Below are 21,601 nucleotides of genomic sequence, written 5' to 3'. Positions count from 1 at the left end.
AACATGATCTATTTACGTAAAGCTGAAGAACGTGGTCACGCGAATCATGGCTGGCTGGACAGCTGGCATACTTTTTCATTTGCCAACTATCACGACGCGAATTTTATGGGCTTCTCGGCGTTGCGCGTCATTAACGAAGACGTGATCGACCCGGGCCAGGGCTTTGGTACGCATCCCCATAAAGATATGGAAATTTTGACCTATGTGTTGTCGGGTACGGTTGAACATCAGGACAGCATGGGGAATAAAGAGCAGATTCCGGCGGGCGAATTTCAGATTATGAGTGCCGGTACGGGCGTGCGTCATTCAGAATATAACGCCAGCAAAACCGAACCCCTGCACCTTTATCAAATCTGGATTATTCCAGAGCGCACCGGTATTGAGCCGCGCTACGCTCAGCGTCGCTTCCCGGACGTACAGGGCCGTCAGTTTATTCTGACGCCGGACGCGCGTGACGGCTCGCTCAAAGTCTGGCAGGACATGACATTGTCGCGCTGGGTGTTTGCTGCGGGTGATAGCGACAGCGTGACTCTTGATGCGGGCCGCCGTATCTGGGTCCAGGTCGTGAAGGGCGAGGTGAAAGTGAATGGTCAGCCAGCTTCAAACAGCGATGCCTTTGCCGTCTGGGATGAAAGCCGTCTTGTGCTTGAGGCCGACAGCGACGCAGAAGTTCTGCTGTTTGATCTGCCGCCGGTGTAAGGCTGTGTGGGGCGGGCATATCTCGCCCCACTGGCAATCTGGCCGTAAAAAAGTGATAGACTCGTCGTAATTTGCTTTCAGGTCTACCCAGGCGCTTACGATGAAGAAGAAAAGACCGGTTTTACAGGACGTTGCCGATCGTATCGGTATCACCAAAATGACTGTCAGTCGTTATCTGCGCAATCCCGATCAAGTGTCTGTTGCGCTGGGGGAAAAGATTGCCGTGGCGCTGGATGAACTGGGTTACATCCCGAATCGTGCCCCTGATATGCTTTCGAATGCGACCAGCCGGGCCATTGGCGTGTTACTGCCTTCCCTGACCAATCAGGTTTTCGCCGACGTACTGCGTGGCATTGAAGCCGTTACCGATGAAGCCGGTTACCAGACGCTGGTGGCGCACTTTGGCTATAACCCGGAAAAAGAGGAGCGCCAGCTCCGTTCGCTGCTGGGCTGGAACATCGACGGCGTTATTCTCACGGAGCGTACCCATACGCCGGGAACGTTGCGCATGCTGGAAGTGGCCGGTATTCCGGTTATTGAAATGATGGACAGCGTCACCCCCTGTCTTGATATGGCGGTGGGCTTTGACAATGTCGAAGCGGCCCGGCAAATGACGCTGGCGATTTTAAACAAAGGTCATCGGCACACCGTTTATCTGGGCGCGCGCCTGGATGAGCGTACGCTGCAAAAGCAACGTGGTTATGAAGCCGCAATGCGTGAAGCCGGCTTAACGCCGCGCAGCGTGATGATGGAAGAAGCCTCTTCTTTTAGTGCGGGTGGCGATCTCCTGCGTGAAGCGCAGCGCCGTTATCCCCAAACAGACAGCCTGTTCTGCACCAATGATGATTTGGCGGTTGGCGCGATGTTTGAGTGCCAGCGACAGGGCCTTAAGGTGCCTTCTCAGATGGCGATTGCTGGCTTCCACGGCCATGATATTAGTCAGGTTGTGACGCCACAGCTGGCGACCGTATTAACGCCACGTGACCGAATGGGACGTGAGTCTGCCGCGTTGTTACTGGCGCGTATCGCCGGTGAACACAGCGTCACCCAACCGCTGGATATCGGATTTGAGATTCTGGAAGGTGGCAGTATCTGATTAACACGATTTTATGAGTCAGCTCACACTTTAACGCTTTGTGAAGTAAAAAGGTTGCCAGCGTGTAATACCGCCAGGACAATGTCATCCATCATTGTTATCGGTAACATGGCAAGCTGAACTTGCCGGAGTGAAAAAATGACAACGCAATCCACGCCACATCACGTCTTTATTCTGATGGGTGTTTCAGGCAGCGGTAAATCCGTTGTCGCCAACCAGGTTTCCCACCAGTTAAATACCGCTTTTCTGGATGGTGATTTCCTCCATCCGCGCGCCAATATTCTGAAGATGGCAGAAGGTCATCCGCTGAATGATGATGACCGTTTGCCATGGTTACAGGCGCTGAACGATGCGGCTTTCGCCATGCAGCGGACTCAGGCCATCTCGATCATCGTCTGTTCTGCATTGAAAAAGCATTACCGCGATATTCTGCGCCAGGGCAATGACAACCTGCGTTTTGTCTATCTGAAAGGGGATTTCGATACCATCGAATCCCGCCTGAAAGCGCGCAAAGGCCACTTCTTTAAGCCGCAAATGCTGGTAACACAGTTTGCCACCCTGGAAGAGCCGGGCAGTGACGAGACAGATGTGCTGGTCGTGGATATCGCGAACCCGCTGGACGAGGTTGTGGCGGCTACGGTTGCGACTATCAAGGACGCTATCAATCAAGGCTAGGCCATGAATACCGCGACACTTATTTTGACCGCAGCAGGCTCTGTCCTGCTGCTGCTTTTTCTGGTGATGAAAGCCCGTATGCATGCCTTTCTCGCCCTGATGGTGGTATCGGTCGGGGCCGGGCTGTTATCCGGTATGCCACTGGAGAAAATTGCAGAAACCATGCAGAAAGGGATGGGCGGTACGCTGGGCTTTCTGGCTATCGTGGTGGCGCTGGGCGCGATGTTTGGCAAAATCCTGCATGAAACCGGGGCCGTTGACCAGATTGCCATTCGCATGCTGAAAACCTTTGGCGAAAACCGCGCTCACTTTGCCATGGGCATCGCCGGGTTAATCTGCGCCTTACCGCTCTTCTTTGAAGTCGCCGTGGTGCTGCTCATCAGCATCGCTTTCGCCGTTGCGCGACGCACGGGCGACAATCTGGTGAAGCTGGTGATTCCGCTGTTTGCCGGTGTGGCGGCCGCCGCGGCCTTTCTGCTGCCGGGACCGGCGCCCATGCTGTTAGCCTCGCAAATGCATGCAGATTTCGGCTGGATGATTTTAATCGGCCTGTGTGCCGCCCTGCCTGGGATGCTGATTGCAGGACCGCTGTTTGGTAATTTTATTGCTAAGCGCGTGTCGTTCAGCGCGCCACCTGAAGATCATCAGCCCGATATTGATGAAAACAAGCTACCCTCTTTTGGTTTCAGCCTGGCCTTAATCCTGTTTCCTTTGGTGCTGGTTGGACTCAAAACCATTGGCGCGCGCTTCACCCGCGAAGGCTCCACGCTTTACCAGTGGCTGGAGTTCATCGGACATCCTTTCATCGCCATTCTGCTGGCCTGCCTGGTTGCCATTTACGGCCTGGCTTATCGTCAGGGCATGGACAAAGAGAAAGTGATGCAGATATGCGGCAGCGCCCTGCAGCCTGCGGGCATTATTTTGCTGGTGATTGGTGCGGGCGGCGTCTTTAAACAGGTGCTGGTCGATTCTGGCGTCGGGCCGGTGCTGGGGAATGCCCTGACCGGTGCTGGTCTGCCCGTTGCGCTGGCCTGTTTTATTCTGTCAGGCGCGGTGCGTGTGATTCAGGGATCGGCAACGGTTGCCTGTCTGACGACGGTAGGGTTAATCATGCCTGTGATTGAGCCGCTGCATTATAACGGCGCGCAGCTGGCAGCCTTATCCATTTGTATTGGTGGCGGTTCCATTATTATCAGCCACGTTAACGATGCAGGCTTCTGGCTGTTTGGGCGATTTACCGGGGCGACAGAAGGGGAAACCTTAAAGACATGGACGCTCATGGAAACCATTTTGGGCACCGTCGGTGCCGTCGTGGGCATGATCGCCTTCACGCTGCTTTCCTGATGCGTTTCAACCGGGCAGGGCTGCCCGGTTGAAACCGGTCATCGCTATAACTTCAGATACACGCGAATCCCATCTAAAAACATCTGCGTTGCCAGCATGATCAGAATCAATCCCATCAGGCGCTCCAGCGCGTTTACGCCTTTATCTCCCAGCAGGCGAAGAAACAGCCCCGATAACAGCAGAATCATGACCGTCACGCCCCAGGCAATCAGCAGTGCCCCCACCAGATGCGACATTTGATGGGGATACTGATGCGACAGCAGCATCAGGGTTGCCAACAGGGAGGGGCCGGCGACCAGGGGAATCGCCAGCGGCACCAGAAAAGGTTCCTCTCCGGCAGGCAAGCCTGTGCTGCTGCTTTCAGGGGACGGGAAAATCATTTTGATGGCGATTAAAAACAGGATAACGCCACCGGAAATAGACACGGTTTCGGTGCGCAGGTTTAGAAAGGCCAGGATTCGCTCGCCGGTAAACAAAAACAGCAACATGATAATGAGCGCAATCAACATTTCGCGAATGAGCACAACTCGCCGACGTTTCGGTTCCAGATGCTTTAAAACCGACATAAAAATCGGCAAATTGCCTAATGGATCCATTATTAACAACAATAATATTGTTGCCGAGATCATTTCAGTCATTCGTTTTAGGTCTTCTCGTTATAGATAAAGTCAGGTTATTAGCACTGTTGCTGAAAAAGTTGGCCTGATTACATTAATTCACTTGCCAGAAAAGCTGCATTTTGTAGAGTTAATCAACACAGGCAATGCTGATTATTACGCAGAGTGGCGTGAGAGTACCACGACACTTTTCCCTTCGATAAGAAAGTCAGGTGTAGATCATCCTGAAACGGACATGACATGAAGAATGTAGGTTTAGTTGGTTGGCGCGGAATGGTTGGCTCAGTGCTGATGTCCCGCATGAGCGAAGAGCGTGATTTTGATGTGATCAATCCGGTCTTCTTCTCCACTTCACAGCACGGTGAGGCGGCCCCGGCATTTGCCGGTAAACAGCAGGGGACATTGCAGGACGCTTTTGATATTGAGGCGTTGAAGGCGCTGGATATCATTATTACCTGCCAGGGCGGCGACTATACCTCTGAGGTCTATCCAAAGCTGCGTTCCAGCGGCTGGAACGGTTACTGGATTGATGCGGCCTCCACATTACGCATGAAAGACGATGCCATCATTATTCTGGACCCGGTTAACCACCAGGTTATCCGTCAGGGCATCGACAGCGGCGTGAAGACCTTTGTGGGCGGCAACTGCACCGTCAGCCTGATGTTAATGTCGCTGGGCGGCCTGTTTGCGCAGGATCTGGTGGAGTGGGCGTCCGTGGCAACGTATCAGGCGGCCTCTGGCGGCGGTGCGCGTCATATGCGCGAACTGTTAACGCAAATGGGTATGTTGCACGATCACGTCGCCACCTCTCTGCAAAATCCGGCTTCAGCGATTCTGGATATCGAGCGTAGCGTAACGGATTTCACCCGCTCCGGCACATTGCCGACGGATAACTTCGGCGTGCCGTTAGCGGGCAGCCTGATTCCCTGGATCGATAAGCAACTCGAAAACGGTCAGAGCCGCGAAGAGTGGAAAGGCCAGGCTGAAACCAACAAGATTCTGGCAACCCAACGCGTGATTCCTGTCGACGGGCTGTGCGTCCGCGTGGGTGCGCTGCGCTGCCATAGCCAGGCCTTTACGCTGAAGCTTAAAAAGGATCTGCCGCTGGCGGAAATCGAGCAACTGCTGGCCGCCCATAATGAATGGGTGAAAGTGGTGCCTAATGACCGTGAGATCACGATGCGTGAACTCACGCCTGCCGCCGTTACCGGCACGTTGAGCACGCCGGTCGGTCGTCTGCGCAAACTGAATATGGGGCCAGAATACCTTTCTGCCTTTACCGTGGGCGACCAGTTGCTTTGGGGCGCGGCTGAGCCACTGCGTCGTATGTTGCGCCTGCTGATCGACTAAATCTGAATTACCTATAAGACCGGGCTTTCCCGGTCTTTTTCCCACAAATCACTGCAAACCCTTCTATCGTTACGATCACGAAGTGATCCGCTTCCCCTTTTTGCCTGTTTAGAAATAAATTTTTGCTTTTCTGCACTGATAACGTCCGCCATCAAGCTATCCTTTAACAAAGGCGTAACGTGAGTTAAGGATTTTGTTTTATCAACGACAGGGTTGGCGTAGTGGGTAAAGAGACGTTGACAAGACATGATGTGGTGCCGTTTTTAGCAACGTGCATCGGTCACGCGAGGCGACAAAAAGCGTCTCTCGCTGGCAGAACACCAACTACTGTGACTGTTTTACTCTGCGCTGAAACTGACGGGTGAAATGCTTATGAGGCAGAAGGCCTCAGCACGGCAGACTGGCGGGCAGTGAAACGTTCCTCTCTCAGTCTGGCCTCTCCTGGCAAAAATGATGCGGTAAACGTGCTGATTTATCCTTGCAGGAGAAAAACGCCGTATTTTATTAAAGAATGTGAAACGCAGATCCGCTATACATAAATATCCTTTAATGGTGTACCCGATTCGCGCAGAAACGACGGTGAAGAGTTTTCAACCTCAAACCGGACGGAATGCAAGCAGCACAAGTGGGCAAATCACGTTTAAGGTAGCCGGCATCCGCCTGAGACGTCGCGTGAATATCATTTAAGGTCTGGGTCGTTGCCGGACAAGTGTCTGGCGCAACTTCGGGCCTTGCATCAAGCAGACAGGCTTAATGCGAACTGGTTGTGATTCAAGGAGGCGCGTGGTGACAGGCGTTTCGTTCTGGCACCCACGCCGCTGTACTCATGGCTCAATGAAGAGCAGCGCACGAGACTCGCGATAAATCTGCATCGTGGTCTTTTCGCCTGCCAACTATCACAGGAAGAAAGTCATGTCAGAGCTACCCGATCGCCAGGCGATCAATGCCCTTTTTGCGGGTAATTATTCCGACCCCTTTTCACTACTAGGGATGCACAAAACAGACAACGGACTCGAAGTGCGGGCGCTGCTTCCTGAAGCACTTGAAGTCTGGGTCATTGAAACCTCAACAGGGCGCAAACTTGTCCAACTGAAGTGCGATGATTCCCGTGGCTTTTTCAGTGGCGTGGTGCCTCGCCGTAAAAATCCTTTTCGCTATCAACTGGCGGTTAACTGGCATGGCCAGCAAAATCTGATTGATGATGCTTATCGTTTTGGCCCGTTGTTACAAGAGATGGATTTGTGGTTATTGGGGGAAGGCACTCACCTGCGACCTTATGAAACCTTAGGTGCGCACGGCGATGTGATCGATGGTGTCATTGGTACGCGTTTTTCTGTCTGGGCACCCAACGCACGCCGCGTCTCCGTTGTCGGTGATTTCAACTTTTGGGATGGCCGCCGCCATCCGATGCGTCTGCGTCAGGAGATGGGCGTCTGGGAGCTGTTTGTTCCCGGTGCCATTAACGGGCAACTCTATAAATTTGAAATCATCGATGCGCATGGCCAGTTACGCATCAAGGCCGATCCCTTAGCGTTTGAAGCCCAAATGCGTCCTCAAACCGCCTCAATGATTTGCGGCCTGCCAGAAAAGGTGGAGATGCCGGCCTCGCGCAGAGCGGCGAATGCGTTTGATAAACCCATCTCCATTTATGAAGTTCATTTGGGATCATGGCGTCGTCATACCGACGATAACTTCTGGCTCAGCTACAAAGAGCTGGCTGAGCAGCTCGTGCCCTACGTCAAAGAGATGGGGTTTACCCACATCGAACTGCTCCCCATCAACGAACATCCGTTTGACGGCAGCTGGGGCTATCAGCCGCTGGGTATGTATGCGCCAACACGACGTTTCGGCACCCGTGATGATTTCCGCTACTTTATCGAAAGTGCCCATGCGGCGGGGTTGAATGTGCTACTGGACTGGGTGCCGGGCCATTTCCCCAGCGATGACTTTGGCCTGGCGAAGTTTGATGGCACCGAACTGTATGAGCACAGCGATCCGCGCGAAGGTTATCATCAGGACTGGAATACGCTGATTTACAACTTTGGCCGCCGTGAAGTCAGTAACTTCCTGGCGGGCAACGCGCTTTACTGGATGGAACGTTTTGGTATTGATGGCCTGCGTGTCGATGCGGTGGCCTCAATGATTTACCGCGATTACAGCCGCGCCGAGGGTGAGTGGATTCCCAATCAGTACGGCGGTCGGGAAAATCTCGAAGCCATCAATTTCCTGCGCTATACCAACCGCACGCTGGGGCATGTCGCACCTGGCTCCGTAACCATGGCTGAGGAGTCGACGGACTATCCTGGCGTCTCACGGCCCCCGGAAGGTGGCGGTCTGGGGTTCTGGTATAAGTGGAACCTGGGTTGGATGCATGACACGCTCGACTACATGAAGCTCGACCCAATACATCGCCGCTATCATCATAATCTGATGAGCTTCGGCATCATGTATAACTACAGCGAAAACTTCGTATTACCGCTGTCGCACGATGAAGTGGTGCACGGTAAACGATCTATCCTTGACCGCATGCCAGGCGATGCCTGGCAGAAATTTGCCAACCTGCGTGCCTATTACGGGTGGATGTGGGCTTTCCCAGGTAAAAAACTGCTGTTTATGGGCAATGAGTTCGCCCAGGGCAGAGAGTGGAATCACGATGTCAGTCTTGACTGGCACCTGCTGGAAGGCGAGGACAACTGGCATCACGGCGTGCAGCGTCTGGTACGCGACCTGAACCACACCTATCAATATTACACGCCGCTCCATCAGCTTGATTTTGATCCGTCAGGATTTGAATGGTTGGTGGTGGACGATGCTGAACATTCGGTCTTTGCTTTTGTTCGTCGTGACCGCGACGGCAACGAAGTGATCGTTGTCAGCAACTTTACGCCTGTGCCGCGCCCTGCTTATCGCTTTGGCGTTAATCAGGCTGGCAGCTGGCGCGAGGTGCTCAATACCGACCAACATGAGTACCACGGCAGTGACGTGCGTAATCACCTGGTGCACACCGATCAACAGGAAAGCCACGGTCGCCCGCAGTCACTGAGCCTGAATTTACCACCGCTCTCTACAGTATGGTTCGTGCGGGAGGGGGAATGACATTAGGTGCCGGACATCCCCAACCGCTGGGTGCGAGCTATGACGGGAAGGGCGTCAACTTTACGCTGTTCTCCCACCATGCTGAGCGCGTTGAACTGTGCCTGTTCGATGAGAACGGCATTGAGCAGCGCGTTGAACTCACTGACCGGAGCGGCGATATCTGGCACGGCTATCTTCCCGGACTCAAACCCGGACAGCGTTATGGCTACCGGGTACACGGGCCTTGGGCGCCCCAGCAGGGACACTTTTTTAATCCTGCCAAACTGTTAGTCGATCCCTGTGCCAGAGCGGTGCAGGGCGATGTGCCCGATGACCCGCGTTTTCACTGTGGCTACACTGAACCTGACAGTCGCGACAACGCCGCACTGGCACCGAAATGTGTGGTGGTGACGGATGATTTCGACTGGCAAGGCGATGTGCCGCCACGCACGTCATGGGGCCGCAGTGTCATTTACGAAGCGCACGTACGCGGTCTGACGCAGCAGCATCCCGGCATTCCAACAGCGTTGCGCGGCACCTATGCGGCGCTTGGCCATCCGGTGATGGTGGATTATCTGCTTAAGATGGGCATTACCGCCATTGAGCTACTGCCCATCGCCCACTTCGCCAGCGAACCCCGCCTGCTGCGTTTGGGGCTGACCAACTACTGGGGCTATAACCCTTTTGCGCTCTGGGCTGTCGATCCCCGTTATGCGTCTGGTCAGAACGGCTTGTCTCCGCTGCAGGAGTTCCAACAGGCGGTCAAACGCCTGCACGCTGCCGGTATTGAGGTGCTGCTGGATGTGGTGTTTAACCATACGGCAGAACTGGATGACACCGGGCCAACCCTTTCCTTTCGCGGCATTGATAACGCCAGCTATTACTGGCTGGACGATCAAGGCGCTTATCAGAACTGGACCGGCTGCGGCAATACCTTGAATCTCAGTCATCCGCAGGTCATGAACTGGATACTGGAGGCGCTGCGTTACTGGGTACGCACCTGCCACGTTGATGGTTTTCGTTTTGACCTTGCTCCCGTACTGGGACGCGAACCTGACTATCACCGTGACGCTGCCTTATTTGAGGCCATTCGCGCCTGCCCAATCCTGTCAACGGTCAAACTGATCGCGGAACCCTGGGATATCGGCCCTGGTGGTTATCAGGTGGGAAATTTCCCTTCGCCTTTTGCAGAGTGGAACGATCAGTTCCGTGATACAGCCCGGCGTGCCTGGTTGCATGGCGATGTCACTAACGGTGATTTTGCCTGCCGGTTTGCCGCTTCAAGCGATCTTTTCCAGCATGACGATCGCAAGCCGCACGCGACCATCAATCTGATCACCGCCCATGATGGTTTTACGCTGCGCGACCTGGTGAGCTTCAATGGCAAACATAATGAAGCTAACGGTGAAGAAAACCGTGACGGGCACGGTAACAACTATAGTCACAATCATGGTACAGAAGGTCTGGAGAGCAGTGCTGAGGTGGCACAACGCCGTAGGCGCAGCATGGAAGGGCTGCTGACGACGTTGCTGCTTTCACAGGGAACGCCCATGTTGCTGGCAGGGGACGAACGCGGTCAAAGTCAGCACGGTAATAACAATGCCTATTGCCAGGATAACCCGCTGAGCTGGCTCAACTGGGATGAAGAAGAAAGAGGACTGGTCGATTTTACTGCATCGCTGATTCAACTGCGTAAGCGCATCCCGGCACTTACCTCGGATCGCTGGTGGCAGAACGATGACGGCAACGTTCAGTGGCTGGACGACCAGGGTAAACCTATAGAAGAAGATGGCTGGAAGCAGCGCGTGCGCAGGTTGCAAATTCTGCTCTCAGGCCACTGGTTAATAACAATAAATGCGACAGATTCGATATGTGATATCGCCTTACCAGACGGAGAATGGCAAGTCCTTCCTCCTTTCACCGGGGAAAGTTACCCCATCCGGTTAACTGTCTGGCATGGTCCCGCACACGCTGTGTGTGTGTTCCAAAAGCAATGATAAGGAGTCAGACATGGTCAAATTAGAAAGAGCAGAACATCTTATGCTGGCGCGCCAGCTCCCTACACAAACTGTTGCCCTTGTACTGGCTGGTGGACGCGGTACGCGTCTGGTGGATCTTACCGCTAAGCGTGCCAAGCCCGCCGTTCACTTTGGTGGTAAATTCCGTATTATCGACTTTGCCCTTTCCAACTGTGTTAACTCAGGCATTCGCCGTATTGGGGTCATTACGCAGTATCAATCTCATACGTTAACCCAACATATTCAGCGCGGTTGGTCTATCTTCAACGAAGAGATGAATGAATTTGTCGATCTGCTACCGGCTCAGCAGCGCTTTTCCACTGAGCAGTGGTATCGCGGTACAGCCGATGCCGTCACACAGAACCTCGACGTTATTCGGCGCTATGGCGCACAGTACGTGGTGATCCTTGCCGGCGATCATATCTACAAGATGGATTATTCAAGGATGTTGTTGGATCACGTGCTGAATGAAGCCCGGTGCACCATTGCCTGCCTGCCCGTACCGGTGCATGAGGCGACCGCATTTGGCGTGATGGCCGTAGACGAAAACAATAAAGTAATCGATTTCGTGGAGAAACCGCCGAAGCCACCGACCATGCCGGGTGACGACACAAAATCGCTGGCCAGTATGGGGATTTATGTGTTCGACGCCGATTACCTGTATGGCTTACTGGAAGACGATCTGAACGAGGCGGGTTCAAGCCACGACTTCGGCAAAGATATTCTGCCCAAAGTGGTCGCGAGTGGTGAGGGTTACGCCCATTCGTTTGCGATCTCTTGTGTGCAAAACGATCACGAGGCACCGCCTTACTGGCGGGATGTTGGGACGCTGGAAGCCTACTGGCGCGCCAACCTTGATTTGGCTTCAGTGACCCCTGAACTGGATATGTACGACAGCACCTGGCCGATTCGTACGCACATGGAACCTTTGCCACCGGCAAAGTTTGTCCAGGACCGCTCTGGTAGCCATGGTATGACGATGAATTCACTGGTGTCTGGGGGCTGTATTATCTCGGGCTCGGTGGTGGTGAATTCGGTCATGTTTTCCCGCGTGCGGGTGAACTCATTTTGCAATATTGATTCAACGGTACTGCTGCCTGATGTGGTAGTTGGCCGATCCTGTCGTCTGCGCCGCTGTGTCATTGACCGTGCTTGTGTGCTGCCAGAAGGGATGGTGATTGGTGAAAACCCTGATGAAGACAGCCGCCGTTTTTTCCGTTCAGAAGAAGGCATTGTACTGGTCACCCGCACCATGCTTGCCAAATTAAATAGTGCGGGATCATAAACGACAAGCGGCACACACCCAATCGGCACGAGGATCGTGCCTGGTAACTTAATGAGGTCGAGGATGCAGGTTTTACATGTCTGTTCAGAACTTTTCCCGCTGCTGAAAACGGGCGGGCTGGCTGATGTAGTCGGAGCATTACCTCAGGCACAAATTGCGGGTGGAACAGATACGCGTGTGTTATTGCCCGCGTTTCCTGCATTGCGTAAAGGAATACCGGATACTCAGGTGGTCGCGGAGCTGCAAACCTTTGCCGGTCCGGTTCGCCTGCTTTTTGGGCGCTTCGATGGGGTGGGCATCTATCTTATCGACGCCCCCGATCTCTACGATCGGCCGGGAAGCCCTTACCATGATGAATCGCAGTTTGCCTACGTCGACAACTATTTACGGTTTGCTTTACTGGGATGGATGGGCTGTGAGCTGGGCTGCGGGCTGGATAGCTACTGGCGGCCAGATATCGTTCATGCGCACGACTGGCATGCCGGCCTGACCTGTGCTTATCTGGAGGCACGCGGCCGACCGGCCAAATCTGTCTTCACCGTCCATAACCTGGCTTATCAGGGACTGTTCTCAGCGCACCATCTGGACGAGATTCAACTGCCGCGCGCCTTTTTTAATATGTTTGGCCTTGAGTTCTTCGGTCAGATCTCTTACCTGAAAGCCGGCTTATTTTACGCCGATCACGTGACGGCGGTCAGCCCGACCTACGCACATGAAATCACCACGCCAGAGTATGGCTATGGCATGGAAACGCTGCTGGCACAGCGCATGCGCGAAGGCCGGCTGAGTGGGGTTCTGAACGGGGTCGATCCGGCGATTTGGGACCCTTCACACGATCTCCTGCTGAGCTCCCGTTACAACCGGGATACGCTGGAAGCGAAAGCAGAAAACAAGCGCCAGTTACAGGTTGCGATGGGCCTGAAGGTCGATGACAAAGCACCGGTATTTGCCGTTATCAGCCGTCTGACCCGGCAAAAAGGATTGGATTTGGTGCTGGAAGCGCTGCCGGGTTTACTGGCGCAGGGCGGACAGTTGGTGCTGTTAGGGCAGGGCGATGCCGAGCTGCAGCAAGGCTTTCTGGCCGCGGCGGCGGAACATCCCGGCAGCGTAGGCGTACAGATTGGCTATCACGAAGCCTTTTCTCACCGTATTGTTGGCGGCGCCGACGTCATTATGGTGCCGAGCCGCTTTGAACCCTGCGGTCTGACACAACTGTATGGACTGAAATATGGTACGTTGCCCTTGGTTCGCCGGACCGGCGGACTGGCTGATACGGTTAACGACAGCTCATTAGAAAATCTGGCGGATGGCATTGCCAGCGGCTTCAGTTTCGAAGACAGTAATGCCTGGTCACTGTTGAGGGCAATTCGTCGCGCGTTCGTATTGTGGTCTCGTCCTTCACTCTGGCGCTATGTGCAGCGTCAGGCGATGGGCATGGACTTTAGCTGGCAGGTCGCCGCACAAGCCTACCGCGATCTTTACCAACGTTTGTTGTAACGGACTGGGAAACAGAAAATGACGACACCATTCACTTACGCTTCACCTACGTTGACGGTTGATGCTTTAAAGCACTCAATTGCTTACAAGCTGATGTTCACCATTGGTAAAGACCCTTCAATTGCTAACAAACATGAGTGGCTGAATGCTGCGCTGCTTGCCGTGCGCGATCGCATGGTCGAGCGCTGGCTGCGTTCTAACCGCGCTCAACTTTCTCAGGACGTTCGTCAGGTTTATTATCTGTCGATGGAATTCCTGATGGGCCGCACACTGGGCAATGCGCTGTTGGCCATGGGGATCTACGACGATCTCAATATGGCGCTGGACGAAATGGGTCTCGATCTGGCCGAGCTGATGGAAGAAGAGAACGATCCTGGGCTGGGTAACGGTGGTTTAGGCCGCCTGGCTGCCTGCTTCCTGGATTCTCTGGCGACGCTGGGCATGCCAGGACGCGGCTATGGCATCCGCTATGATTACGGCATGTTCAAACAGAACATTGTCGATGGCGAGCAGAAAGAATCCCCGGATTACTGGCTGGAATATGGTAACCCGTGGGAGTTTCAGCGTTTCAACACCCGCTATAAAGTCCGCTTCGGTGGTCGCCTTCAGCACGAAGGTGCCAAGGTGCGTTGGCTGGAAACCGAAGAAATTCTGGCCATGGCCTACGATCAAATTATCCCTGGCTACGACACAGACTCGACCAATACGTTACGCTTGTGGGCCGCGCAGGCCAGTAACGAAATCAACCTGGGTAAATTCAATCAGGGCGACTATTTTGCGGCAGTGGAAGATAAAAACCACTCAGAAAACGTGTCGCGTGTGCTCTATCCCGATGACTCGACCTATTCCGGCCGTGAACTGCGCTTGCGTCAGGAGTACTTCCTGGTGTCAGCCACCGTGCAGGATATCCTGAATCGTCACTGGATGATGCATCGTACCTGGGACAACCTGGCGGACAAAATTGCTATCCACCTCAATGACACGCACCCGGTATTGGCTATTCCGGAATTCATGCGCTTATTGATTGATGAGCACAAGTTTACCTGGGATGATGCGTTTGATGTGTGCTGCCAGGTGTTCTCTTACACCAACCATACGTTAATGAGCGAAGCGCTGGAAACCTGGCCGATCGATATGATCGGTAAGATCCTGCCGCGTCACCTCAGCATTATTTTTGAAATTAACGACTTCTTCCTGAAAACGATTCAGGAATACTACCCTGATGACTGGGATCTGCTGGCGCGTATTTCAATCATTGATGAGAACGACGGACGCCGTGTACGTATGGCCTGGCTGGCTGTTGTCGTCAGCCATAAAGTTAACGGCGTTTCTGAGCTGCACTCGAACCTGATGGTTCAGTCCCTGTTTGCTGATTTCTCCCGCCTGTTCCCTGGCCGCTTCTGTAACAAAACCAACGGGGTGACACCGCGTCGTTGGCTGGCGCTGGCTAACCCGCCGCTGTCAGAATTACTGGACGAACAAATCGGTCGTAACTGGCGTACAGACTTAAGCCAGCTCAGCGAGCTGAAGACGTGTATTGATTACCCGGCGTTTATTGAGAAAGTGGCGGAAGCCAAACTCGAAAACAAAAAGCGTTTAGCGACCTGGGTAGCGAAGAATCTGGATGTTGTTATCGATCCGAATGCGCTGTTTGATGTGCAGATTAAGCGCATTCATGAGTACAAGCGTCAGCTACTTAACGTTTTGCACGTGATTACGCGCTACAACCGTATCAAGGCCGATCCTGACGCCGAGTGGGTACCGCGTGTTAACATTTTTGCGGGTAAAGCGGCATCGGCTTACTACGTTGCCAAGCACATTATTCATCTGATCAACGATGTGGCTAAGGTCATTAATAACGATCCGCAGGTTAAAAACAAACTGAAGGTCGTGTTTATTCCTAACTACAGCGTGAGCCTGGCGCAGATTATTATTCCTGCCGCCGATCTCTCCGAGCAGATTTCAACGGCAGGGACTGAAGCATCGGGTACCAGTAACATGAAGTTTGCGCTCAACGGTGCGTTGACTATCGGCACGCTGGACGGTGCTAACGTTGAGATGCTTGATCATGTGGGCAAAGAAAACATCTTCATTTTTGGTAATACCACGCCGCAGGTCGAAGCCTTGCGTAAAGCAGGCTATAACCCGCGGAAATACTATGAAGAAGATGCCGAGCTGCATCAGGTGCTGACGCAGCTGGCCTCAGGTGTCTTTAGCCCGCAGGACCCTGGTCGCTACCGGAATCTGTTCGATTTGCTGGTTAACTTCGGCGATCACTATCAATTGTTAGCGGATTACCGCAGCTATGTGGATACCCAGGATAAGGTTGATGAGCTGTATCGCCAGCCGGATGAATGGCAGTACCGCGCGGCGATGAACATTGCTGGTATGGGCTATTTCTCGTCTGACCGTACGATTCAGGAGTACGCGGATGAGATTTGGAATATTTCGCCGGTAAGGTTGTAGTTTGGCGGTAGCGTTTCTGCTCTGAGAGGATTCCGCCCGCCAGGCGTCGGGGAGTTTCAGCCTGCCCGTGCAGGCGGTCGGGTTAAGGGGCTTGCGCCAGCCCCTTAACAATCCCGGCGTCCGGCAGCCGTCGCTGTCCCTTCGTCACTCACTGCGGCCTGACGGACCGTCCGGATGCGCCCTCCGTGGCGCAGCCGTCCTCGTCGCGGCGTCCCTGCCGCGCCGTCCTGGCCTCCGTTCTTTCCTCAGCGCGCCGGATGCCTCCGGAAACCCCCGCCTGTGAGGACTTATTCCTCCTTTGGTTTGGCTCTGCCTGTGGGCAGGTGAATACGGTTTTGTATCGGACGTGTTCCGGCTGACATGCGGGAGGCGCTCTGATCCTGCTTCAGGGATGTTCTGCCTTTGAGGCGGTGGGATACCGTTTTGCACTGAGCAGGTTCCGCCCGCCAGGAGGCAGGGAGTTTCAGCCTGTCCGTGCAGGCGGTCGGGTTAAGGGGCTCGCGCCAGCCCCTTAACAATCCCGGCGTCCGGCAGCCGTCGCTGTCCCTTCGTCACTCACTGCGGCCTGACGGACCGTCCGGATGCGCCCTCCGTGGCGCAGCCGTCCTCGTCGCGGCGTCCCTGCCGCGCCGTCCTGGCCTCTGTTCTTTCCTCAGCGCGCCGGATGCCTCCAGCAAATCCTCGCCTGTGAGGGCTTATTCTTTAGTTGATGTGGGGTTGCCTGTGGGCGGGGGCGATGCCATTTTACTTCCGGTGTGTTCCGGCCATCGGGCAGGGGAGCTACATTTTTGCTTCAGGTGTGCTGTGCCTGCAAGGTAGTGGGGATAGCGTTTTGCTCCGAGCATATTTTGCCCAGCTGGGCGCTACGGTTTTGCACTGAGCATGTTCCGCCCGGCTGGGCGCTACGGTTTTGCACTGAGCATATTCCGCCCGCCAGGCGTCGGGGAGTTTCAGCCTGTCCGAGCAGGCGGTCGGGTTAAGGGGCTTGCGCCAGCCCCTTAACAATCCCGGCGTCCGGCAGCCGTCGCTGTCCCTTCGTCGCTCACTGCGGCCTGACGGACCGTCCTGGCCTCCGTTCTTTCCTCAGCGCGCCGGATGCCTCCAGCAAACCCCCCGCCTGTGAGGGCGTATATTTTTCCCAAAGGCTGGCTTCGCCTGTCTGTTATTAACATGCGTAATCAGAACTGAAGACAGGGAAGCCTGACGAAAATGAAAAAATGAACAGCAATAAGCTGTGATGCTTTTCTGGTATCTGAAGCGATGTTTTCTGGCATCTGAAACGACGCGGAAAGTCGTTTTGGCACAGTTATCAAAGCGGGGGAGTTGGGTCGGCCTTCCCGTCCCGCTGAGCGGATGCAGGATTTCCGGATGAGCCGACAGGACGTCGGCGAAAGTCAGGCCGCGCCAGGGACGGCGCGTCCTGGCGGTCCGGCAGAAATCCTGAAGCAGCGAAGGGACCGCGCAGCGGCGGGTGGGCAGGACGGGAGCCCGGGGTCAAGGGGCCGCGGCGACTGGCGGCCCCTTGTCGGTCGCCCGCACGGGGCGGACTGAAACTGCCCGCCGCCTGGCGAGCGAAACCTTCTCAGAGTTACATAACTGGATGCCGCCCAGGCAACCAACCAAAAGCCACGTTCATGCAATGAACCTCAACACGCCACCGCGCAGGCAAAAAAAAACGGCACAACAGGCCGTAACCCGTTGTACCGCTTTCTCAGCGCTGACGCGCTATTACGATGCCAGTGAAAGCGTTGGTTTCGCCTTGACCGCCAGCCATTCGGCAATACGTGCCTGCTGGGCTTCGTTCAGCCACATACCCTGTTTGGTACGACGCCAGATCGCGTCATCCACTTCACGCACCCACTCGTGCTGCACCAGGTAACGCAACTCAGCTTCATAAAACTCATGACCGAAGTTTTCACCCAGATCTTCCAGCGATGTCGCGTCTTTAAGCAACACCTCGGTGCTGCTACCGTAAGTACGGGCGTAGTGACGTGCCATGTTTTCAGTAATGAACGGGTAACGACGGCGCAGGCTGGCAGCGTAATCGTCGCTGCTGCCGGAAATATTACCGCCGGGCAGCACGCAGTTTTTAGTCCAGGCCGCACCCGCGTCAGGATAATACTTCGACAACTTCTCCATCGCATGCTCGGCCAGCTTACGATAGGTCGTTAATTTACCGCCGAAAACGGACAGCAGCGGCGTTTCACCGTTGTCATCACGCACATCCAGTGTGTAATCGCGCGTAATAGCCTGCGGCGAATCTGACTCATCGTCACACAGTGGGCGCACGCCGGAATAGGTCCAGACGATATCATCAGGCGTTAACTGCTTTTTGAAATGGCCGTTGTACACCTTCAGGATGTAGTCGATTTCGCTATCGTCAATGGCAACGTTTTTCGGATCGCCTTTGTATTCCACATCGGTGGTACCGATGATGGAAAACTCGTCCATCCACGGAATGACAAACACAATGCGGTTGTCTTCGTTTTGCAGAATATAAGCCTGCTTCTCATTGTGTACGCGCGGCACCACGATGTGGCTGCCTTTGATAAGACGAATGCCATAAGGTGATTTCAGTTCCAGGCCATCATCAAAGAACTGCTTAACCCATGGGCCTGCGGCGTTGACCAGGCCTTTAGCCTGCCAGGTGAAGGTTTTGCCGCTGTCGATATCCTCAGCTTCCACCATCCACAAACCCTTTTCACGCCAGGCGCGGGTCACACGCGTGCGGGTACGTACTTCACCACCATGCTTAACCACTTCCTGCGCGTTCAGTACCACCATGCGGGCATCGTCCACCCAGCAGTCGGAATACTCGAAACCGCGCTTAATTTCGGGCTTGAGTGCTGACTCTGCACCGAAGCTCAGGCTCTTACTGCTCGGCAGGCTGGTACGTTTGCCCAGATGGTCGTACATAAACAACCCGGTGCGGATCATCCATGCCGGACGCAGATGCGGGCGATGCGGTAAGCGAAATCGCATAGGGAACGCGATATGAGGCGCCATCTTTAACAGCACTTCGCGTTCTGCCAGGGCTTCGCTCACCAGACGGAATTCATAATGTTCAAGGTAGCGCAGGCCACCATGAATCAGTTTTGAGCTGGCGGAAGAGGTCGCGCAAGCCAGGTCCCGCGCCTCTAGCATTAACACCGACAGTCCGCGTCCTGCAGCGTCTGCTGCGATGCCAGCACCGTTGATGCCGCCGCCGATAACGATCAGGTCTTTGGTTTCCACGTTGTCTCCTCCGATGTTCGGAATAGTTCACTTATGTTCGTTTTCGAGCATAATCATAATCGCAAACCAACATTGACGCCAGTATTTAACCACCTAAAAACAATTTTGCGTGATATGGATAACATTATGTCGGCGTAAAGGTGAATAGCCGTAGTCATTGTCAGGTTATTGGCGAGGATTATCGGGTTACACTAGACGTCATTTTGACGATGTGATGAGAGACACCATGGAAACCTACCAATGTATTGATGTTCATCAGGCTGAGCAGCGTCTGGCACAAGGCGCAGTGATGGTGGATATCCGCGATGCGCAAAGTTTTGCTCTTGGTCATGCCAGCGGCGCCTTGCATTTGTCGAACGCCAACCTCAATGATTTTATCAGCTCAACCGACACGAGCCTGCCGGTGCTGGTGATGTGCTATCACGGCAACAGCAGTAAAAGTGCAGCAGATTATTTGCACAGCCAGGGATTTACGACGGCTTACAGTATTGATGGCGGGTTTGATGCCTGGCGCGCCGCCTTCCCCCAACAGGTGATCAGTGGCGCTGAGTGACTGGTCAGGCGTAACACGGAGAGTGAGCAATGCGCATTACCCAATTTAATCAGCCGCGCATGGCGCAGGCTTTTGTTGACTACATGGCAACGCGCGGCGTGAAATTGCGTATAGAGCGTGAAAGTCAGTACGTCATTATGCTGGATGATGAAAGTCAGCTTTCGATGGTCGAAAACGAACTTCAGCAGTTTGTGCGCGATCCCAACCATCCTCGCTATCAGGCTGCAAGCTGGCACAGTGGCAAAACCGACAGCGGCTTGCGCTATGAGCGAGGCAATATTTGGGCAAATATCCGTGAACGTGCCGGGCCACTGACCATGGTAGTGATGTTCGCCTGTATTGCGGTGTTTGTGCTGATGCAGGTCCTGGGCGATCGCACCGTAATGTACTGGCTGGCATGGCCAGATAGCGATCAGCATTTTGAAGTCTGGCGCTGGTTCAGCCATGTGCTGCTTCACTTCTCTCTGCTTCACATCCTGTTTAATCTGATGTGGTGGTGGTATCTCGGTGGTGCGGTAGAAAAACGGCTGGGCAGTGGTAAGCTTTTTGTCATTTTTATCATTTCAGCGTTGCTCAGCGGCTGGCTTCAGTCGAAATTTAGCGGCATCTGGTTTGGCGGCTTGTCCGGCGTGGTCTATGCCCTGATGGGTTACTGCTGGCTGCGCGGTGAACGCGATCCGGACAGCGGTATTTATCTGGAGCGTGGGTTAATCGGTTTTGCACTTGTCTGGCTGGTGGTGGGCTGGTTTGGTGCATTTGGTCTGGCTATCGCTAACGCAGCACACGTTGGTGGATTGCTTGTCGGACTGGCAATGGCGTTTGTCGACACACGCAAGCGTAAACGGTAGTCACAACGAATAAGAATAAGCCCGAAACAGGAGAGGAATGTGAAGCAGACGCAACGTCATGACGCCATTATTGATCTGGTTCGGCGTCAGGGATATGTCAGTACTGAGGAGCTGGTCGATCATTTTGAGGTCAGCCCACAAACGATTCGTCGTGATTTAAACGACCTTGCCGATCAAAATAAAATTCAGCGCCATCACGGCGGCGCGGCCTTGCCTTCCAGTTCAGAGAATACCGCCTGGCAGGATCGCAAGATGATGTGGTCAGCAGAAAAAGCGCGTATTGCGCAGCGGGTTGCCAGCCAGATACCGGACGGCGCAACGCTGTTTATCGATATCGGTACCACGCCGGAAGCCGTGGCTCATGCGTTGCTAAATCACAGTGATTTACGCGTGGTGACCAATAACCTGAACGTGGCAATGCTGTTGATGGGCAAGCCAGATTTCCGGGTCATTATCGCCGGCGGAGAAGTGCGTACCCGTGATGGTGCGGTCATGGGGGAAGCGACGCTCGATTTTATTTCACAGTTTCGCCTCGATTACGGCATCCTCGGCATCAGCGGTATCGATATGGACGGCTCATTGCTGGAGTTCGACTATCACGAAGTGCGCACCAAACGCGCCATTATCGAAAACTCGCGCTGCGTCATGCTGGTCGTCGACCACTCTAAATTTGGCCGTAATGCGATGGTCAATCTGGGCAACATGAGCCAGCTTGATTATCTCTACACCGATAAAATGCCGCCTGACAGCATTATGAAAGTTATTGAACAGCATGAGGTTCATCTCGAACTCTGCTGACCTCTCTACGCCAGTTAGACAACTGGCGTTTTTCAAACCTGCCTGT

16 protein-coding genes are annotated in these 21,601 nt (G+C 54.2%); 13 read left to right on the top strand and 3 right to left on the bottom strand.

Annotation, left to right across the window (positions count from 1 at the left end; all coding sequences use genetic code 11):
- The first annotated feature begins 3 nt into the window (after positions 1 to 3).
- The 4 genes from A6A26_RS03850 (at position 4) to gntU (ending at position 3,814) form a co-directional block, all read left to right on the top strand.
- Positions 4 to 699, top strand: a complete 696-nt coding sequence (locus A6A26_RS03850) for a pirin family protein (RefSeq protein ID WP_063877541.1) — start codon at positions 4 to 6, stop codon at positions 697 to 699.
- A 100-nt stretch (positions 700 to 799) separates the two neighbouring features.
- Positions 800 to 1,795 carry a gluconate operon transcriptional repressor GntR gene (gene gntR, locus A6A26_RS03845; protein ID WP_063877540.1) on the top strand — a complete coding sequence of 332 codons (996 nt, stop codon included), beginning with the start codon at positions 800 to 802 and terminating at the stop codon, positions 1,793 to 1,795.
- Positions 1,796 to 1,933: 138 nt separating this feature from the next.
- On the top strand, positions 1,934 to 2,470 hold the full coding sequence (gene gntK / locus A6A26_RS03840; RefSeq protein WP_063877539.1) for a gluconokinase: 537 nt from the start codon (positions 1,934 to 1,936) through the stop codon (positions 2,468 to 2,470).
- A gap of 3 nt (positions 2,471 to 2,473) precedes the next feature.
- The gene (gntU, locus tag A6A26_RS03835) at positions 2,474 to 3,814 is read left to right on the top strand and encodes a gluconate transporter (protein WP_063877538.1); all 1,341 of its coding nucleotides are present in this window, start codon (positions 2,474 to 2,476) and stop codon (positions 3,812 to 3,814) included.
- A 44-nt stretch (positions 3,815 to 3,858) separates the two neighbouring features.
- Here gntU and A6A26_RS03830 read toward each other — a convergent pair whose 3' ends face one another.
- Complete coding sequence (locus A6A26_RS03830) at positions 3,859 to 4,452, bottom strand: YhgN family NAAT transporter (protein WP_063877537.1); 594 nt, start codon at positions 4,450 to 4,452, stop codon at positions 3,859 to 3,861.
- A 219-nt stretch (positions 4,453 to 4,671) separates the two neighbouring features.
- Here A6A26_RS03830 and asd point away from each other — a divergent pair, with 219 nt between their 5' ends.
- Entirely contained in the window at positions 4,672 to 5,781 is a 1,110-nt protein-coding gene (gene asd, locus A6A26_RS03825; RefSeq protein ID WP_063877536.1) for an aspartate-semialdehyde dehydrogenase, read from the top strand.
- An 11-nt stretch (positions 5,782 to 5,792) separates the two neighbouring features.
- Here the strand turns inward: asd and A6A26_RS25705 are convergent, their stop codons facing one another.
- The gene (locus tag A6A26_RS25705) at positions 5,793 to 6,029 is read right to left on the bottom strand and encodes a hypothetical protein (protein ID WP_172823882.1); all 237 of its coding nucleotides are present in this window, start codon (positions 6,027 to 6,029) and stop codon (positions 5,793 to 5,795) included.
- A 664-nt stretch (positions 6,030 to 6,693) separates the two neighbouring features.
- Here A6A26_RS25705 and glgB point away from each other — a divergent pair.
- The 5 genes from glgB to glgP all read left to right on the top strand — a co-directional run bounded on the left by glgB (position 6,694) and on the right by glgP (position 16,122).
- Positions 6,694 to 8,877 (top strand): 1,4-alpha-glucan branching enzyme, encoded by a 2,184-nt coding sequence (gene glgB / locus A6A26_RS03820; protein WP_063877535.1) that lies wholly within the window; start codon positions 6,694 to 6,696, stop codon positions 8,875 to 8,877.
- Positions 8,874 to 10,853 carry a glycogen debranching protein GlgX gene (gene glgX / locus A6A26_RS03815; protein WP_063877534.1) on the top strand — a complete coding sequence of 660 codons (1,980 nt, stop codon included), beginning with the start codon at positions 8,874 to 8,876 and terminating at the stop codon, positions 10,851 to 10,853. The genes glgB and glgX overlap by 4 nt, the downstream gene beginning before the upstream one ends.
- Positions 10,854 to 10,866: 13 nt before the next feature.
- Positions 10,867 to 12,159, top strand: coding sequence for a glucose-1-phosphate adenylyltransferase (gene glgC / locus A6A26_RS03810; protein WP_063877533.1), 1,293 nt, complete (start codon positions 10,867 to 10,869; stop codon positions 12,157 to 12,159).
- Between the two features lie 63 nt (positions 12,160 to 12,222).
- The gene (glgA, locus tag A6A26_RS03805) at positions 12,223 to 13,656 is read left to right on the top strand and encodes a glycogen synthase GlgA (RefSeq protein ID WP_063877532.1); all 1,434 of its coding nucleotides are present in this window, start codon (positions 12,223 to 12,225) and stop codon (positions 13,654 to 13,656) included.
- A gap of 18 nt (positions 13,657 to 13,674) precedes the next feature.
- Positions 13,675 to 16,122, top strand: coding sequence for a glycogen phosphorylase (gene glgP / locus A6A26_RS03800; protein ID WP_063877531.1), 2,448 nt, complete (start codon positions 13,675 to 13,677; stop codon positions 16,120 to 16,122).
- A 1,728-nt stretch (positions 16,123 to 17,850) separates the two neighbouring features.
- Here glgP and glpD read toward each other — a convergent pair.
- Positions 17,851 to 19,356: a glycerol-3-phosphate dehydrogenase gene (gene glpD / locus A6A26_RS03790; protein WP_063877530.1), complete on the bottom strand. Its 1,506-nt coding sequence runs from the start codon at positions 19,354 to 19,356 to the stop codon at positions 17,851 to 17,853.
- A gap of 226 nt (positions 19,357 to 19,582) precedes the next feature.
- On the opposite strand from glpD, the gene glpE reads away from it, so the two are divergent.
- From glpE to A6A26_RS03775, 3 genes are read left to right on the top strand one after another with little or no spacing between them, the layout of a single operon-like run.
- Positions 19,583 to 19,909 (top strand): thiosulfate sulfurtransferase GlpE, encoded by a 327-nt coding sequence (gene glpE / locus A6A26_RS03785; RefSeq protein WP_063877529.1) that lies wholly within the window; start codon positions 19,583 to 19,585, stop codon positions 19,907 to 19,909.
- Between the two features lie 29 nt (positions 19,910 to 19,938).
- Positions 19,939 to 20,757, top strand: a complete 819-nt coding sequence (gene glpG / locus A6A26_RS03780) for a rhomboid family intramembrane serine protease GlpG (RefSeq protein WP_063877528.1) — start codon at positions 19,939 to 19,941, stop codon at positions 20,755 to 20,757.
- Positions 20,758 to 20,796: 39 nt separating this feature from the next.
- Positions 20,797 to 21,555, top strand: coding sequence for a DeoR/GlpR family transcriptional regulator (locus A6A26_RS03775; protein ID WP_063877527.1), 759 nt, complete (start codon positions 20,797 to 20,799; stop codon positions 21,553 to 21,555).
- Positions 21,556 to 21,601: the final 46 nt, after the last annotated feature.

It is taken from the genome of Pantoea sp. OXWO6B1 (assembly GCF_001641135.1).
GTDB classification, from domain to species: Bacteria; Pseudomonadota; Gammaproteobacteria; order Enterobacterales; family Enterobacteriaceae; genus Pantoea; species Pantoea allii.
This window is presented reverse-complemented; position numbering and strand designations above follow the sequence as displayed.

What these genes read in the sequence shown, in the direction of transcription:
- A6A26_RS03850 (WP_063877541.1), top strand. Translation starts at nt 4, where the DNA reads ATGATCTATTTACGTAAAGCTGAAGAACGTGGTCACGCGAATCATGGC.
- glpG (WP_063877528.1), top strand. Translation starts at nt 19,939, where the DNA reads ATGCGCATTACCCAATTTAATCAGCCGCGCATGGCGCAGGCTTTTGTT.
- glgX (WP_063877534.1), top strand. Translation starts at nt 8,874, where the DNA reads ATGACATTAGGTGCCGGACATCCCCAACCGCTGGGTGCGAGCTATGAC.
- glgB (WP_063877535.1), top strand. Translation starts at nt 6,694, where the DNA reads ATGTCAGAGCTACCCGATCGCCAGGCGATCAATGCCCTTTTTGCGGGT.
- glgA (WP_063877532.1), top strand. Translation starts at nt 12,223, where the DNA reads ATGCAGGTTTTACATGTCTGTTCAGAACTTTTCCCGCTGCTGAAAACG.
- asd (WP_063877536.1), top strand. Translation starts at nt 4,672, where the DNA reads ATGAAGAATGTAGGTTTAGTTGGTTGGCGCGGAATGGTTGGCTCAGTG.
- gntK (WP_063877539.1), top strand. Translation starts at nt 1,934, where the DNA reads ATGACAACGCAATCCACGCCACATCACGTCTTTATTCTGATGGGTGTT.
- glpE (WP_063877529.1), top strand. Translation starts at nt 19,583, where the DNA reads ATGGAAACCTACCAATGTATTGATGTTCATCAGGCTGAGCAGCGTCTG.
- A6A26_RS25705 (WP_172823882.1), bottom strand. Translation starts at nt 6,029, where the DNA reads ATGTCTTGTCAACGTCTCTTTACCCACTACGCCAACCCTGTCGTTGAT.
- glgC (WP_063877533.1), top strand. Translation starts at nt 10,867, where the DNA reads ATGGTCAAATTAGAAAGAGCAGAACATCTTATGCTGGCGCGCCAGCTC.
- gntU (WP_063877538.1), top strand. Translation starts at nt 2,474, where the DNA reads ATGAATACCGCGACACTTATTTTGACCGCAGCAGGCTCTGTCCTGCTG.
- A6A26_RS03830 (WP_063877537.1), bottom strand. Translation starts at nt 4,452, where the DNA reads ATGACTGAAATGATCTCGGCAACAATATTATTGTTGTTAATAATGGAT.
- gntR (WP_063877540.1), top strand. Translation starts at nt 800, where the DNA reads ATGAAGAAGAAAAGACCGGTTTTACAGGACGTTGCCGATCGTATCGGT.
- glgP (WP_063877531.1), top strand. Translation starts at nt 13,675, where the DNA reads ATGACGACACCATTCACTTACGCTTCACCTACGTTGACGGTTGATGCT.